The organism is Pedobacter sp. AC379 (genome assembly GCF_979258145.1).
In genome coordinates this window covers 5,497,103-5,513,517 of sequence record NZ_OZ409839.1, presented here as the reverse complement: position 1 = coordinate 5,513,517, position 16,415 = coordinate 5,497,103, and the positions used below count along the sequence as shown (strand labels likewise).

Annotated in this window: 14 protein-coding genes and 1 pseudogene; 14 read left to right on the top strand and 1 reads right to left on the bottom strand. The window is 38.8% G+C overall.

Annotated elements, in window-relative coordinates:
- The first annotated feature begins 5 nt into the window (after positions 1–5).
- The 4 genes from ACZZZW_RS23775 (at position 6) to ACZZZW_RS23760 (ending at position 8,487) form a co-directional block, all read left to right on the top strand.
- Positions 6–884 carry a PorP/SprF family type IX secretion system membrane protein gene (locus ACZZZW_RS23775; protein WP_082458782.1) on the top strand — a complete coding sequence of 293 codons (879 nt, stop codon included), beginning with the start codon at positions 6–8 and terminating at the stop codon, positions 882–884.
- Positions 885–1,464: 580 nt separating this feature from the next.
- Positions 1,465–4,701 carry a SusC/RagA family TonB-linked outer membrane protein gene (locus tag ACZZZW_RS23770; protein ID WP_463497191.1) on the top strand — a complete coding sequence of 1,079 codons (3,237 nt, stop codon included), beginning with the start codon at positions 1,465–1,467 and terminating at the stop codon, positions 4,699–4,701.
- A 9-nt stretch (positions 4,702–4,710) separates the two neighbouring features.
- Entirely contained in the window at positions 4,711–6,696 is a 1,986-nt protein-coding gene (locus ACZZZW_RS23765; protein WP_055910099.1) for a RagB/SusD family nutrient uptake outer membrane protein, read from the top strand.
- A gap of 264 nt (positions 6,697–6,960) precedes the next feature.
- A complete protein-coding gene (locus tag ACZZZW_RS23760; RefSeq protein ID WP_055910097.1) occupies positions 6,961–8,487 on the top strand; it encodes an RICIN domain-containing protein in 1,527 nt (508 codons plus the stop codon).
- A gap of 317 nt (positions 8,488–8,804) precedes the next feature.
- Here the strand turns inward: ACZZZW_RS23760 and ACZZZW_RS23755 are convergent, their stop codons facing one another.
- Positions 8,805–9,416, bottom strand: a complete 612-nt coding sequence (locus ACZZZW_RS23755) for a hypothetical protein (RefSeq protein WP_463497186.1) — start codon at positions 9,414–9,416, stop codon at positions 8,805–8,807.
- Between the two features lie 170 nt (positions 9,417–9,586).
- On the opposite strand from ACZZZW_RS23755, the gene ACZZZW_RS23750 reads away from it, so the two are divergent.
- The 10 genes and pseudogenes from ACZZZW_RS23750 to rpsS all read left to right on the top strand — a co-directional run bounded on the left by ACZZZW_RS23750 (position 9,587) and on the right by rpsS (position 16,412).
- On the top strand, positions 9,587–10,843 hold the full coding sequence (locus tag ACZZZW_RS23750; RefSeq protein WP_463497183.1) for an NAD(P)-binding domain-containing protein: 1,257 nt from the start codon (positions 9,587–9,589) through the stop codon (positions 10,841–10,843).
- Positions 10,844–10,851: 8 nt separating this feature from the next.
- Positions 10,852–11,466, top strand: coding sequence for a hypothetical protein (locus tag ACZZZW_RS23745; protein WP_055910089.1), 615 nt, complete (start codon positions 10,852–10,854; stop codon positions 11,464–11,466).
- A 60-nt stretch (positions 11,467–11,526) separates the two neighbouring features.
- Positions 11,527–12,207: a hypothetical protein gene (locus ACZZZW_RS23740; RefSeq protein WP_055910087.1), complete on the top strand. Its 681-nt coding sequence runs from the start codon at positions 11,527–11,529 to the stop codon at positions 12,205–12,207.
- A 150-nt stretch (positions 12,208–12,357) separates the two neighbouring features.
- On the top strand, positions 12,358–13,191 hold the full coding sequence (locus ACZZZW_RS23735) for a sulfite exporter TauE/SafE family protein (RefSeq protein ID WP_055910084.1): 834 nt from the start codon (positions 12,358–12,360) through the stop codon (positions 13,189–13,191).
- Positions 13,191–13,586 (top strand): DUF1634 domain-containing protein, encoded by a 396-nt coding sequence (locus tag ACZZZW_RS23730; protein ID WP_055910082.1) that lies wholly within the window; start codon positions 13,191–13,193, stop codon positions 13,584–13,586. Before ACZZZW_RS23735 ends, ACZZZW_RS23730 begins: the two co-directional genes overlap by 1 nt.
- 172 nt (positions 13,587–13,758) lie before the next feature.
- Positions 13,759–14,375: pseudogene (rplC, locus tag ACZZZW_RS23725) on the top strand (50S ribosomal protein L3).
- A 4-nt stretch (positions 14,376–14,379) separates the two neighbouring features.
- Entirely contained in the window at positions 14,380–15,009 is a 630-nt protein-coding gene (rplD, locus tag ACZZZW_RS23720; protein WP_055910081.1) for a 50S ribosomal protein L4, read from the top strand.
- A 1-nt stretch (position 15,010) separates the two neighbouring features.
- Entirely contained in the window at positions 15,011–15,301 is a 291-nt protein-coding gene (gene rplW / locus ACZZZW_RS23715) for a 50S ribosomal protein L23 (RefSeq protein ID WP_029278648.1), read from the top strand.
- 20 nt (positions 15,302–15,321) lie between these two features.
- The gene (gene rplB, locus ACZZZW_RS23710; protein WP_055910079.1) at positions 15,322–16,146 is read left to right on the top strand and encodes a 50S ribosomal protein L2; all 825 of its coding nucleotides are present in this window, start codon (positions 15,322–15,324) and stop codon (positions 16,144–16,146) included.
- A complete protein-coding gene (rpsS, locus tag ACZZZW_RS23705) occupies positions 16,146–16,412 on the top strand; it encodes a 30S ribosomal protein S19 (protein WP_010599906.1) in 267 nt (88 codons plus the stop codon). The genes rplB and rpsS overlap by 1 nt, the downstream gene beginning before the upstream one ends.
- The last annotated feature ends 3 nt before the right edge of the window (positions 16,413–16,415 follow it).

The window sequence follows — 16,415 nt, the reverse complement described above, 5'->3', positions numbered from 1 at the left end:
GGAAAATGAAATGTTATATAGCCGTACTGTTATTTATATTTAGTACATCGGCATATGCCCAGCTTAACCCAATGGGTAGCATCTATTATCAAAATCAGTTTTTAGCCAATCCGGCAATGGCAGGTTTAGAAAAAGGAATCAATTTAAATGCTGCCCTTAAAACGCAATGGGTTGGGGTAGATGGTGCACCTAAAATCCAGTACCTTACCGCCGATTACGGTTTAACCAATAATAAGGTTGGCTTGGGATTGCTTTTTTATAATGAGGGGGCAGGAGCCATTAACCGAACAAGGGCAACCTTAACCTATGCCTATCACTTGCCTTTAAATAGTGGAACCAACTTTCTGGATTTTGGCCTATCGGCAGGTATTATGAACGAATGGGTGGATATTGGGAAGGCAAAGGGCGACCTGGATGATGATGTACTGAACACTTTTAATGATCGGAAATTGTATTTGGATGGCGATTTTGGCGTGGCTTACCGCACTGATAAACTAACGCTACAAGGCACATTACCTAACCTTAAGCGGTTTTTTAAAAGAGATGTGTTGAGAAACGTTGTAGACCGTTCGATTTACTTTTTTGCAGCAGGTTACAAATTTACTACCGATAAAGTAATTAGCAGCATTGAGCCAAAACTGGTGTACAGAGGAGTACAGAATTATGACGGGATTTTTGATGCTGGTATAAATCTTCAGTTTTTAGAAAACAAACTCATGTTTAATGGCATTTACCACAGCACCAATAGTTTTACCGGTGGTTTTGGTGCCAATTATAAAAACCAGTTTTCTCTTCTTTTTCAATATACCACCAATACCTCGAAAATGCAAAACTACAGCAATGGCGAATTTGAGGTGGGCCTAAAATATAGTATCAAAAAATAAAAGCTTTTTTAACAGGATTGAGTGCAACAAATAATCTATTTTAGTTGTGCTTCAGATTTTCTATTCGCTGTTTTTTTTGTCGAAATGACTACCTTTTAACTGAAATCTCCATAAACAGGCCTCCGATACAAAACGTTTCATGTTTTGCCTTGGTCAAGTTCTCTATATCGCATTAAGGATCATTCATTCCATCTTCGCGACAAATCTGGTATTTATTATGTTAACAGATCAAAAAGCCCGATTTACCACCCCTTTTTTCCCAATTCCACCTCTTTTCTTCTGTATACAACGCATATTTTTACACCCTTCAGCTCGTTATGCCGAGAACCAATATCGGTTATTGGGTATTCATATCCAATTTTCTTCGCATTAACTTATGAAATTGATAAATGCATTTTTTATCAAAATTTTAACCAATTATAAGCACTATTTGAGACGGAAGGCCTTTTCCCCGCACTTTTTTGAAAAAAGGTCTGCACTATTAATAGTTGCTAAGTATATGCTTTGTCCCCAATGTTTCAAAAACGATCCGCAGCCTGATTTACATTTTCTTAAGTTTCACAATATCATTAATTATTTTATGACAAAACAACTATTATTTTTGATTAGGAGCTGTATTGCACTGTGTGTATTTGCAATCTGTTCTATTGGTAGCACACATGCCCAGGATACAACTGTGCAGGGTATAATAAAGGATGCCGGAGGCCCACTGCCCGGCGTAAGTATATCAGTAAAAGGAACCAGTACTGCTACAGTATCGGGCAATGATGGTCGCTATACCATCAAAGCATCATCTGCCTCCACACTGGTTTATTCATCAGTTGGTTATGCTCCGAAAGAGGTTAAGTTAGCCGGCCTTACTGCACAGGCTGGCATTTATAAAATTGACATAAGCCTTACTGCCGCAAATAAAGATCTTGATGATGTTGTTGTTGTTGGTTTTGGAAAGCAGAAAAAAGTTAATCTAACAGGTGCTGTTAGCAGTATTGATGCAAAAGCTTTTGAATCACGTCCTGTTGTAAACGCCACCCAGGCATTACAAGGCAAGGTAGCTGGTTTAAATATCACCCAAAATAATGGTTCGTTAGATGCAAGTCCCACAATAAACATGAGAGGTATTGGTACTATAAGTGGCAATTCATCAGCAAGTCCACTTATACTCATTGATGGGATGGAAGGACAGCTGAACGTACTTAATCCACAGGATATCGATAATATATCATTTCTTAAAGATGCTTCTGCATCATCTATATATGGTTCTCGTGCTGCTTTCGGAGTAATATTGGTAACTACAAAGCGAGGCAAATCTGGCCTAACACAGGTTAATTATAACAACAACTTTCGTATTACAAGTCCTGTAAGCTTACCTCAACAGCTCGATTCTTATAATTTTGCATTATACTATAACGATGCGAGTATAAATGGTGGAAGCGGTGCACGCTTTAGCCCTGAATACCTGCAACGCATACGAGATTACCAGGCTGGTATTTTGAAAAGCAGTATTGCGCCAAACACAGGAAACGTTCCGTATTGGCAGGATGGTTATGATTTTGGGAATGATAATGTGGATTGGTATAAGGAAATTTATTCTAATCATGCATTCTCCCAGGAACACAATCTTAGCTTAAATGGAGGCAATGATAAAACAACTTATTATCTCTCAACAAACTACCTTGATCAAAAAGGACTTTTAAAAATCGGTGAAGACCTTTATTCGCGTTATAGCCTTGCCGCAAAGATCAACACTAAGATTTCTGAGGCAGTTTCATTGAATTATAGTACGCGGTTTTTAAGAGAAGATTACCGCAGACCCAGTGATCTTGGTAACGGTCTATATGCAAATCTTGCACGTCAGGGATGGCCAACTTTGCCCTTATATGATCCGAACGGATTCCTCTACAGCTCTCCTTCACCAGCCCTTGGCCTTAGGGACGGAGGGATAACCAAGAATCAGAAAGATTGGATGTACCAGCAGCTACAGCTTGTGTTTGAACCGATAAAAGGATGGAGAACTTTCGCAGAGGTTAATTACCGCACTAGAAATGATTTTAACCATTATGATGTTCAAAAAACCTACAACCATGATGTAAATGGGAATGCTTATCTATACAACCGAAATTCTGCTGTTTTTGAAGAGGGATACCGCGAAAATTATTTCAACTCCAATATTTATTCTGAATTCTCAAAAACATTGGCTGAAAAACATAATTTCAAGGTGATGGGTGGTTTTCAAACAGAGATGACCAGGCTCAGGGGCCTAAATGTATCGAGGCAAGGCATTATTGTGCCCGAACTTCCAACCATTAACACAACTTCCGGGGCCGATCCTGATGGTAAAATTCAGCCTCCTGTTGTTAACGGAGATTATCAGGCATACAGCATAGCTGGCTTTTTCGGTAGGTTAAATTACGATTATGATGGAAAATACCTTTTGGAAGCTAACCTAAGATACGATGCATCCTCAAGGTTTAGGGCCGATCAGCGGTGGACTTACTTTCCATCGGTATCTGTTGGATGGAACATTGCCAGGGAAGATTTTGTGAAAGATAACTTAGCGTTTATTGATGTATTTAAGTTTAGGTCTTCATATGGAAGTTTAGGAAACCAAACAACAACCAAAAACGGCTCACCGGATCCTTATCCAACTTATTTAACTTTACCTGTTGCTACGGGTAACGGTAATTGGCTGGTAAATGGTGCACAGCCTAATACTGCCAGCGCACCCGGGCTAATCAGTTCTACACTGACATGGGAAACCGTAAAAAGTCTTAACCTTGGGCTCGACTTCGCTTTTTTTAAAAACAGGCTTACCGGAAGTTTTGATTGGTACAACCGTAAAACTATCAATATGCTTGGGCCAGCAACAGAACTACCTGTGGTTTTAGGAACTGCTGTTCCGCCTACAAACAATACTGATTTAAAAACCGTAGGTTTTGAATTGGAGCTGGGATGGGCAGACAAGCTTAAAAATGGACTTGGATATAGTGCACGTTTACAGCTGAGTGATAATCAGACTACAGTTACCAGGTTTCCAAACCCTAGCGGCTCATTAAACACTTATATAGAAGGAAGAAAGCTTGGAGAAATTTGGGGGTATACCACTATAGGTATTGCAAAAACCCAGGCAGAAATGGATGCCCACTTGGCTACTTCTTCTAATGGCCAGAATTTTTTTGGTTCACAATGGGCCGCAGGGGATATTATGTATGCAGATTTTAATGGTGATGGCAAACTTGATCAAGGTAACAATACCCAGTCGGATAGTGGAGACAAACATGTGATCGGTAATTTTTCACCGAGATATAATTTTGGGCTGGATTTAAATGTGGATTATAAGGGCTTTGATTTAAGGGTGTTTTTCCAGGGAGTGTTAAAAAGAGATTTTTACACACCAAGTGCCTACTTTTTTGGTGCTACGGATGTAATCTGGTTTTCAACCGGACTTAAAGAGCATTTGGATTATTTCCGTGCAGACCCTAACAATCCATTAGGCCAAAACCTTGATGCTTATTACGCCAGGCCAATATTTGGAACTTTAAAAAATCAGGCTGTTCAAACCCGGTATCTACAGGATGCATCTTACATCCGCTTAAAAAACCTGCAACTTGGCTATTCGCTTCCAGTGCCATTAGTGAAAAAATTAGGGTTGCAAAAGATTAGGGTATATGCTTCCGGAGAAAACCTGTGGACGGCTACAAAGTTAACGAAGATTTTTGATCCTGAAACCATTGATTATCAGCCTGGAGATTCAAGATCAAACGGTAATGTTTATCCAATCACCAAGGCACTATCCTTCGGTCTAAGTGTCACTTTTTAATATAAGACGATGAAAAATTTTAACAAAATAAGCCAGCTTTGGGCTGGAGCAATACTTTTAGTGCTTGTTTCCGTTTCATGTAAGAAATACCTTGATCAGGAACCATTATCAACTATAAGCCCGGAAAAATACTTACAGGAAGAGTCGCAACTAGGTGCGTACGCAATAACACGTTATACCGATATCCTCCCTTCTCATACCAATTATTCATTCGGAACTTTTGGAATTGATGCCAATACAGATAACATGGCAACCACTTCTATGGACAATAGATATGCACCAGGGCTTTTCAAAGTTGGATCATCGGGTGGCGACTGGGATTTTAGCAACATTTATCAGTTAAACTATTTTCTTCAGGATGTGGTTCCCAAATGGAAAACCGGAAAAATAGGTGGTAGTGAAGATAAAATTAAACAATATATAGGAGAAGTTTACTTTTTAAGGGCCTATGTTTATTTCTCAAAACTGCAGGCATTAGGCGATTTTCCCATCATTAAAACCACTTTAAGTGATGATGCGGCAAAATTGAAAGAGGCAAGCAGAAGAATGCCAAGAACTGAGGTTGCCCGTTTTATACTTGCTGATCTTGATTCGGCAGCAATGTTGATGAACAATCCTGATGGATCTAAAAACCGCCTTTCTAAAAACTGTGCACTGTTGTTAAAATCCAGGGTTGGTCTTTATGAAGGTACCTGGCTTAAATATTTTAAAGGCACCGCTTTTGTACCTAACGGACCAAGCTGGCCAGGTGCTAACAAAGCTTATAATGCAGGCTATCAGTTTAAAGCCGGAAGCATTGAAGCCGAATCACAGTTTTTTTTAAGTGAATCAATGTCTGCAGCTAAGGCCGTGGCAGATGCTGTTCAGTTGGTAACAAACACAGGGATTATTGAATCAGCCAATAATGAAAATCCATATTTCAATATGTTCAGTAACGTAAATATGGCTGGGTACAGCGAAGTTTTACTTTGGAGACAATATTCAGTAAATATAACCCATAACGTTCCTGTGTATGCGCAATTGGGCAATAATTCTGTAGGGTTAACCAGAAGTATGGTAGAAAGTTTCCTTATGGCAAACGGACTTCCAATTTATGCACCAGGAAGCGGTTACAAAGGTGATGATTACATTAAAGATGTAAGAGAAGGCAGGGATGGCCGTCTAAACCTTTTCTTAAAAGAACCAGGGCAAAAAAATCAACTGGTAAACATCGGAGCAGGCAGTCATGGAACCACTATAGAGCCTATACCTGCTATAGATCAGTCAAGCGCTGAAAAAAAATATTCAACAGGCTACACCATAAGAAAAGGCTTGAGTTATGATGGTGCCCAAACCAATAATGGGGGAGGTTATACCGGAAGTGTAACTTTTAGGGCTACCGAAGCGTATCTAAACTACATTGAAGCCGATTTTGAGCGAAACGGGGTATTGGATGCAGTTTCCGTTGGTTATTGGCAACAGATAAGAACCAGGGCAAAGGTTGATCCTGATTTTAATAAAACCATTGCTGCAACCAACATGAACCTTGAAAAAAAGGACTGGGGAGCTTATTCAAATGGTGTTTTGGTTAATCCAACTCTTTACAACATCCGAAGAGAAAGGCGCAATGAGCTTATGGCTGAAGGCTTAAGGTTTATGGACCTTAAAAGATGGAGAGCTATGGATCAGATGATTTCTACGCCAGACCATATTGAAGGATTTAAATTATGGGGGCCGATGAAAGATTGGTACAAGCCGGCCCAGCTTGCTTCTGGTGCATCAAACCCTGGAGCAATCGTATCAGATCCGGCTTTAAGTTTATACCTCAGACCTTATGAGATTTATGGCAACAATGAATCTTACAAAGGCGTACGGTGGACGATGGCGCATTACTTAAATCCAATTGCTGCACAGCATTTCATTATTACTGCAGAAAATGGAGATTCTAATTCGGCTGTGATCTATCAAAACCCTGGCTGGCCCGTTAATGGCGGTGCTGCGGCTATCGGTTTTTAAATAAAAGCTTAAAGATTGGAGAAGTGTAATCAGTATTATTCTTCTCCAATCTATTAATAATGAGCTGGTTAATTACTAAATTTTAGTAAAATCTACACGAATGTCTAAATAAAAACCTTTTACCTTAAATTTTGATGTCTTGCCCGACAAATGAAATTAGAGGTATAGGAGATTTTCTAAACGGATGAGCTTGCTCACTGGATGCTAATCTCAACGCTTAAAAATACCTACATCTAACCATTTATATCAAGTTATTCTTAACCTATGAAAACATTAAAAATCTCATCAACGATGATTGCATTTTTGCTATTCATCTGTACGGTATTGAGTTGCCGAAAAACCCCTGATCAGGCTGAAGCCCAGCTCGAACAGTTCAAAACACAAAAAAACAATAAGCTTAGCGCAACAAATTTTACTGCCGACCCAAATGCCAGTTTCTATACCGGAGGAGATATGTACGATACAAATGGAAACATTGTACATGCAGTTGAAGGAGGAATAATCAAAGTTGGAAACCTTTATTATTTGTGGGGAATGGATAGATCGGATAACAACTATACCTTTAAAGGTGTAAATATTTACTCATCTGCAGATTTGAAAAACTGGACATTCGTAAATACCATTCTAAAAAACTCAACCCATGGCGATCTTGCTGCTGGTTCAGTTGTAGAGCGGCCGAAGTTATTGCACAATACCACAACAGGGCAGTTTGTATTATGGGTACATTACGAGGGTTGGGGGGCATATGGAACAGCAGAAGTAGGTTATGCAACCAGCAGCACCATAGGTGGTAACTACAACTGGCAGGGCCATTATCGCCCATTAGGCCTGGATAGCCGCGATATGAATGTTTATAAGGATACGGATGGAAAAGCATATATGATTAGTAGTGTAAGTGTAAACTCCCAGGTAGCAATTATGGAGCTTAACTCATCCTACACCGGCCATACACGTGTGGTATACCGAGGATCGGAAGTAAGCTGCGAAGGTCATGCCCTGTTTAAATCTGGCAATACTTATTTCCTGGTCGAATCCAAATGCTCAGGTTGGGATACAAATGATAACCATTATTATACTTCAGCTTCACTGGCCGGCCCGTGGACTTACCGTGGATTGATCGCTCCAAATGGTGCAAAAACTTATCAATCACAAATTACAAATGCTTTTCCTGTATCAGGCTCAGATCGAACAACATGGGTATATCTTGGCGACCGCTGGTCAACATGGGATATGGCTTCTACCAGGTTGGTCATTTTACCCTTTCAGCTTTCAGGAACTACGCTTAGCCTTCCCTGGTACGATCAATGGTCGGCAAATACGGCTACTGGCAACGTTACGGTTTCACCTGCAATACAATTTGATGGTCAGGTAAAGATTATTAACCGGAAATCTGGGAGGGCAATGGAAGTTGGCGATTGGTTGCAAAGCGATAATGCTTCAATAAAGCAATACGACTATCTGGGAGGCAATAATCAACGGTGGACAATAACGAATTTGGGTCGTGGAGAATTCAGGGTTACTAATGTGCATAGTGGAAAATCGCTCGAAGTACCTAATTCGACAAGAAATACAGGTACAAATGCCACCCAATATACCTGGAATAATGGTTTTAATCAGAAATGGCACATTATCCCTTGCAAGGGAGGTTACTTTAGGTTTATAAACGTTAATACCTTAGGAAAAACGCTGGGTATTAGAGATGCATCAACCGCTAATAGTGCTGATGTGGTTATCAATGAGTTTAGGTTTGAACAAGATGCGCAATGGCAGATATTGCCTGCATCCAACTAACTTTCGATAACTGACAAAAGAATCAATTAAAAGCGCAGAATAGTTTTTTAGAATAGATAGCGATAAATCGTTATTGCGAGGAGGAAACGAAGAAGCAAGTTTACAAATGTTGCCAATAGCTAACGTTTTAAGCTTGCTTCCTGCTTAGCAATAACGATCGCTCTATGAAATCTACCATCAATAGCCAGTTGAAAAGATAATATTTTAGGTTTTCCCCCGCTAAAATCTTTTATATCAAAACGGGCTACACGTAACTAGTTAAAGCTTAATTATTCCATCTAAACGACTCCCCGGTACAAAAAATAGAATATTTTCGCCTATCTTCCTCTGCCTTCATCCCATTTATTACGCTCATCTTGCAGTTCGCGTGCCAGTTTCATTTCTTTATCTTTAGCTTTTACCTTGTGCACCTGAAACTCATCGGCTACCTCTTGGTAAAGGGCTGTTCTGTATTTAGCTTCGTGCCTAAACTTACCCGATTGGAAAATTACAAAGGCTAAACCTATCCCTAGTATAATGATAATGGCCCAAACAATTGTGTTGTAGGTACCCTTATCAAAAGATATTCCTAAAAATTTAATTTCATTAACTGCGGCATTGGCATTGGCCAAAGAACTTTCTTTGCCATTTACCTCACCTTTCAAGGTCGAAATGTTACCGGCCTGAGATTTAATTTCCTGCCTGGCCTCTTGTAACTGTTTGCGTTCTTTCCTTAATGTATCGTTAACACTTTTCCATAAGGATGATAATCTTGACGGATTGATCAGCCTTGCGCCATACAAACTTTTAGATTTTTTTAACATGAACTGATACTGTCCGTTTAAAGATGGATCAGTATTTTTAGTCGTGTCGGGCAAAGCTTGTCCAAACGCAACGTTTAAAAATAGCATAGCGCCTAAAAACAATAGGGTGTGTTTAATTTTCTGCATAGTTAAATATAGGTGTTAGAATGTAAAACTACATTTTTATCCATTTCCCGGTTAATAAATTTTGTTTAAGGTTTAGGAAAAGTGTAAAACCGTTTGCTGTTTAACATTCTAAATAACAATTTTATCACAGTTTTATTATAAATTTATTTGCGATAGGTTACATTTGTTCCATGCAAATAGGAATTATTGGTTTAGGCGATATGGGCAAATTGTACGCACTATCGTTTGTAAAGGCTGGTTACAAGGTATGTGGAGCAGATATGCCTTTACGCTTTACCGAGCTAAAAAATGAATTAGTACCAAAAGGAATCGAGGTTTTAATTGATGGCCATGAGGTTGCCCGTAAATCAGACTTTATTATCTATTGCGTTGAAGCTGAAAAAATTGATGAGGTAGTAGCCGTATTTGCACGATCTACTAAATATGGTGCAATAGTAGCCGGACAAACATCTGTTAAACATCCTGAAATTGCAGCTTTCGAAAAACATTTGCCAGAAGATACCCAGATTGTAACCTGCCATTCTTTGCACGGACCCGCTTTTATTCCGGAGGGCCAAACCCTTGTTGTAGTGCGTCACCGTGCTACCGATGCTGTTTATGCCAAAGCTTTGGAAATTTATAAATCTTTAAAATCAAACATTATTGAAATGGACGATTACAGGGAGCACGACCGCATTGTGGCCGATACACAGGCGGTTACGCACATGGGTTTCGAAAGTATGGGCTCAGCATGGAAAAACGCAGGTTTTTTCCCTTGGGACAATCCTGCCTATGCCGGTGGAATAGATAATGTTAAAATTTTGACCACATTAAGGATTTTTAGCTATAAATCGCACATTTATGCGGGTTTGGCTATTTTAAACCCTTATGCGCAGAAACAGGTAAAATATTACGCACAAGCAGAATCAGAACTGTTTAAATTGATGATCTGTGAAAATGAAGTGGAGTTTAGAGAAAAGATTTATGCCGCCCGCGATTTTGTTTTCCATGAAAGTCGTGCCCTTTTATTGCTAGACGATAATATCATGAAAGAATTCAGCCTGTCAGATGCAAGCCATAAACAAAAACCCAATTCACATCTAAGTTTGCTGAGTATGGTATATGCCTGGTATAAAATGGGGGTAAACCCTTATGATAACCTGATCTGCCAAACACCTCCATTTAAATTGAGATTGGGCATTGCCGAGTATCTTTTCAAAAATGAAGCAATGCTGGAAGAATCTATAAAAACTGCATTATATGATAAATCTATCCGTGGTGATGATTTAGAGTTTCACACAGCAGTGCACGAATGGGCATCAATTATTGGCTATGGCGATTTAAAAGGTTATAAAGAACATTTCGAAGCTGCCAAATCATTTTTTGCCAACCGTTTAAATGATGGACGGGATTTAAGTGCGGAAATGATTAAAAGGCTGGGCAAGTAAATTCGAATATGAAAACCATTTTGAATAAACCAGAACTGGTTTCGCTATTGCAACAACAAATAATAGATATCGAATTACTTTGTGGTGAATATGATCTGGGAAACGAAGCCGTTATTTCTTCAATAGCTGAAAAGATTATCATGATTTTTCATAACTCCGATCAAACAAAAGCATTGGTGAATCAGCTTAAATTAACCCATCCTGATATGTATTGCAGTTCTGAGATCTACAACTCCAAAAGCCTCACCAATTTTATCGGATTGTTAAAATTGGCACATCAAGCAGGGGAGGGCTGGAGATATTCTTCTAAATTAGACCCTGGAGATTTAAAAAGTGTATCCCAAGAAAACTGGTGGAATAATAAAAAGGTAATCATCGATTCGGATGAAATAGCATTTACAAGGGCTAAAATAATTAAATCGGTGGCCAGTTCTAGTCCATTGTTGCTTAATACGTCGGGCTGGAATGTAAAAGATGCTGAAGGTAACAAATCAACCATTAACCCAATACCCGAAACAGTGAGGCAAATCGCTTTCGAATTGCTGGAAAGTTTTAAGGATGTTGATTTAGGGAAGGAAAGTAAGTTGCATTATAAAGGTATAGCTGATAAGCCCCAAATTTAGGATATTAATGCTCCTGGTATCTGATGGCTTCAGTTTAGAATTAAAATCTTACACTTAAATATGGTACCAGAAATCAAAATTTCAGTAGGAGGTAATCCTTTTTTCGATTTAGTTAAAGTAGTTTATCAATATTATCCGATTGGTACGCAGGATGTAAATGAAGCATTTCCGGGTTATAGCAAGCTCACGGCTATTGTAAAAGATAAAATTGAAAGACTTATGTCTAACACACTTCCTGCGGCTGCTAGTAAATTGGATAGCGATATCCAGAATTCATTTAACGATTTTACAGTCCTTAATAGTTACCATCATCAATTCCCCAATTATGCGATGGATATTCGCTTCCCCAAAATAGAATATCCGGAAGTAGATCTGAATTATAAATTGAGTGTGAGAATATCCCTTTTAACAAACCATTATACCATTTTCTTTGAAGAATTGATTTTTCATAAAAACCTTAAGGCAGGTCCTAATCAGGCGGTGTCAATGTCGTTTACCGTTTCATCCTCAATTGGGCATATTGCTAATGCCGAAAATATGGTTCAAAAGCTAAAAACAATAGTCGAAAGCAATTTTCCTGATTATAAATTTGTTAATCATAGACTGTTGTTCTGCCGTAAAATTGAGGGTGGCTATCCACATGGTGCTGATCGCAATCCGTTTAAGAAAGAATTTTCGCTTTACAATTTTCTTTTTGATAACGAATATGAAGTATTTGGAGATTTAAATGTAGTTGGTTAAGCCTGCAATTATTCATCGTACATTCCAAATTTAGCTGCCATAAACTCACATTTTCCGTCACCCATCTTACATCATCCATATAACATATAGACTTTATTTTATTCCCTTAATCCTTCGTTTACCCAAAAACAGTGCATTATATTTGCCCGCATGTCGGTATTGTTGTTTACCATTATCGTTTTATCAGGTGCTTTTTTAGCCGGTTTACTGGGCTCTTTAACGGGTTTGGGTGGCGGGGTAATAATTATACCCCTGCTTACTCTGGCTTTAGGCGTCGATATTCATTATGCTATAGGTGCATCCATTGTTTCCGTTATTGCAACATCTTCAGGTTCTGCGGCAGCCTATGTAAAAGAAGGGATTACGAATATCCGGATTGGTATGTTTTTGGAAATTGCAACCACAATAGGAGCAGTTTGCGGTGCAATTGTAGCCGTTTACTTAAACGCCAACTATATCGCAATTCTTTTTGGCTGTATCCTGATTTTTTCGGCCATCATGACTTTGAAGAAAAAAGTAGACCATACCACATTGGACAATACCGATAAATGGGCCAGATTTTTTAAGCTCAACGGATCTTATCCTGATAAAGGAATTGATCACCCATACGCGGTTAAACATGTTCCCGGAGGGTTTATGATGATGCTTTTTGCAGGAACATTATCGGGTTTGCTTGGTATTGGGAGCGGGGCGCTAAAGGTAATCGCGATGGATAATATTATGCGTTTGCCCTTTAAAGTATCAACCACTACCAGTAATTTTATGATGGGTGTAACTGCAGCGGCCAGCGCAGTTGTTTATTTACACCGCGGTCAGATTGATCCTGGAATTGCCATGCCCGTATGTATTGGTGTACTAACAGGGGCTACCGTTGGTTCAAAAATTCTATTAAAAGCTAAAACTGATAAACTTAAAATTGTATTTGCGGTAGTAGTTGCTTTTTTAGCGCTGCAAATGATCTATAAAGGAATAAGCGGATTATAATGAATACTACTGAAAAGGAAAAGATGAACGATAAAGATATTCAGGTTATTCTGGGTACGCTTTTGCGGGCAGGTGTAATTATCTCAATGAGTATTGTATTAATTGGTGGCGCAATCTTTCTGATCCATAAAAATGGCGCTATTACTGACTATAAAGTTTTTAAACCCGAGCTAAGTAAATTTTCTTCCATAATAGCCATATTTAAAGGAGTAGCTACTTTTCAAGGCGATGCTATTGTTCAGTTTGGGATCCTAATGCTTATTTTTACGCCGATTGCACGCATTGTTTTTGCTATTTTTAGCTTTTTAATTGAGCGCGATTACCTATATGTACTCATTGGATTTATCATTTTAGCGATCATAACTATCAGTTTAAATGGCGGTTTAGCACATTAACATCTCTTTTTTAGTTAAATCCCATCATATCAGCAATTTATTTGAAAAAATATTTGGCTAACTATTTGAAAATTAATATTTCTTGCCTATCTTTGCCGTCCCTTTCGGGGGATGTACAACCACCTTGAACGAAGCCCTACTGCTTCGATGGGTGTTAAAAAGAAAAGATAAAATGTCAGGAATTATTGGAAAAAAAGTAGGAATGACCAGTATCTTTGATGCCGAAGGAAGAAACATTCCTTGTACGGTAATCGAGGCTGGGCCTTGTGTAGTTACACAAGTAAAGACCGAAGAAAAAGACGGGTATTCATCAATCCAACTGGGTTACGATGAGAAAAAGAGAAAAACACAACTCAACCGTTAAAAGGCCATTTCGCGAAAGCAAACACAACTCCGAAACGCAAGCTGGTAGAATTCGATTCGTTTACAACTTCACTTAATTTAGGTGATGTAGTAACGGTTGATTCTTTCGCAGAAGGCGATTTTGTTGATGTTGTAGGTACCTCAAAAGGTAAAGGTTTTCAAGGTGTTGTAAAACGCCACGGATTTGCCGGTGTTGGTATGCAGACTCACGGTCAGCATAACCGTTTACGTGCCCCAGGTTCATTGGGAGCATCATCATTCCCTTCACGTGTATTCAAAGGAATGCGCATGGCTGGAAGAACAGGTGGAGACAGGGTAAAAGTTCAGAACTTACAGGTTTTGAAAGTTTATGCTGAGCAAAACTTATTAGTAGTTAGTGGTTCCATTCCAGGAGCTAAAGGTTCTTACGTAATCTTAGACAAGTAATCAGATGGAAGTTAAAGTATTAAACATTTCAGGTAAAGAAACAGGTGCCAAGGTGCAACTTCCTGAATCGGTATTTGGTATCGAGCCTAACGACCACGCGATTTATTTAGATGTAAAACAGTATTTGGCTAACCAACGTCAAGGTACTCACAAATCTAAACAACGTAATGAGATTGCTGGTTCAACTCGCAAACTATACAAACAAAAAGGTACAGGTGGTGCCCGTGCTGGTAGCATTAAATCTCCGTTATTTAACGGTGGTGGTCGTGTTTTCGGTCCTCAGCCACGTGATTACAGTTTTAAATTGAACAAGAAATTAAAATCATTAGCACGTAAATCTGCTTTAGCTTATAAAGCAAAAGATAACAACGTGGTAGTTTTAGAAGATTTCAACTTCGATACAATTAAAACTAAAAACTATACAAGTTTATTGGCTGCGTTAAACGTAGGTACTCAAAAAACTTTGTTGGTTTTACCTGCACAAAATAATAATATCTATTTATCAAGCAGAAACGTTCAGAAAACTAAAGTGATTGCTGCAGCAGATTTGAATACATATGATGTATTAAATGCTGGTGTACTTGTGTTAACTGCTGATTCTGTTAAAACTTTGGAGGAGGCATTTGCCAAATAATATGGAAATTTTAAAAAAACCAATATTAACCGAAAAAGCTTCAGCTTTAACCGAGAAATCTAACCGTTTCACGTTTAGCGTTAACCATAAGGCTAACAAAATCCAGATTAAACAAGCAATTGAAAAATTGTACGGTGTAACCATCGTTGCAGTTAACACAATGGTTGTTGATGGAAAAGCTAAATCTCGTTACACTAAAGCAGGTTTTGTTTCAGGCCGTAGCCCGAAATACAAAAAAGCAATCGTAACGTTAAAAGACGGCGAAACAATAGATTATTACGCAACCCTTTAATTTAATAATTCATTATAACTATGGGCTTAAGAAAATTTAAACCAGTTACTCCAGGTACCCGCTTCAGAGTTGGTGCTAGTTTTACGGAGATTACAGCAACCAAGCCCGAAAAATCATTGGTTGTATCATCAAAAAAGTCTGGTGGACGTAACAACACAGGAAAAATGACTATGCGCTACATGGGCGGTGGTCACAAAAAATCATATCGTTTAATCGACTTCAAACGCGATAAATTCGATATTCCTGCAACAGTAGCTACTGTTGAATACGATCCAAACCGTACTGCCCGCATCGCATTATTACATTATGCAGATGGCGAGAAGCGTTATATCATCGCTCCTGAAGGATTGCAAGTTGGTTCGGTATTATTATCGGGCGATAAAGCAGCACCAGAAGTAGGTAACACTTTAAAATTATCGAACATTCCATTAGGTTCTATCATCCACAACGTGGAGATTCACCCTGGAAAAGGAGCACAATTGGCTCGTAGTGCAGGTGCTTATGCACAATTAGCTGCCCGCGATGGTAAATATGCTACTTTGAAAATGCCTTCAGGCGAAACCCGTTTAATCTTGACTACTTGTCTTGCTACTATCGGTGCAGTATCTAACTCAGATCACGCAAACGAAGTATTAGGTAAAGCAGGTCGTAAACGTTGGTTGGGCCGTCGTCCGAGAACTAGACCGGTAGCGATGAACCCTGTCGATCACCCAATGGGTGGTGGTGAAGGTAGATCATCAGGTGGTCACCCACGTTCAAGAAATGGTGTTTTAGCTAAAGGCTTCAAAACCAGAGAACTTAAAAAATATTCTAATCGTTACATCATAGAGAGAAGGAAGAAATAATGGCTCGTTCGATAAAAAAAGGACCTTATATTGACCATAACGTAGAGAAAAAAGTAAACTCTATGAATGATTCAGGCAAAAAGTCTGTAATCAAAACTTGGTCTCGCAGATCAATGATATCACCAGATTTCGTGAATCATACATTTGCAGTACACAACGGAAATAAATTTATCCCTGTGTACGTAACAGAAAACATGGTTGGTCACAAGTTGGGAGAATTTGCTCCAACCAGAACATTCAGAGGACACGCTGAAAAGAAAAAATAATTA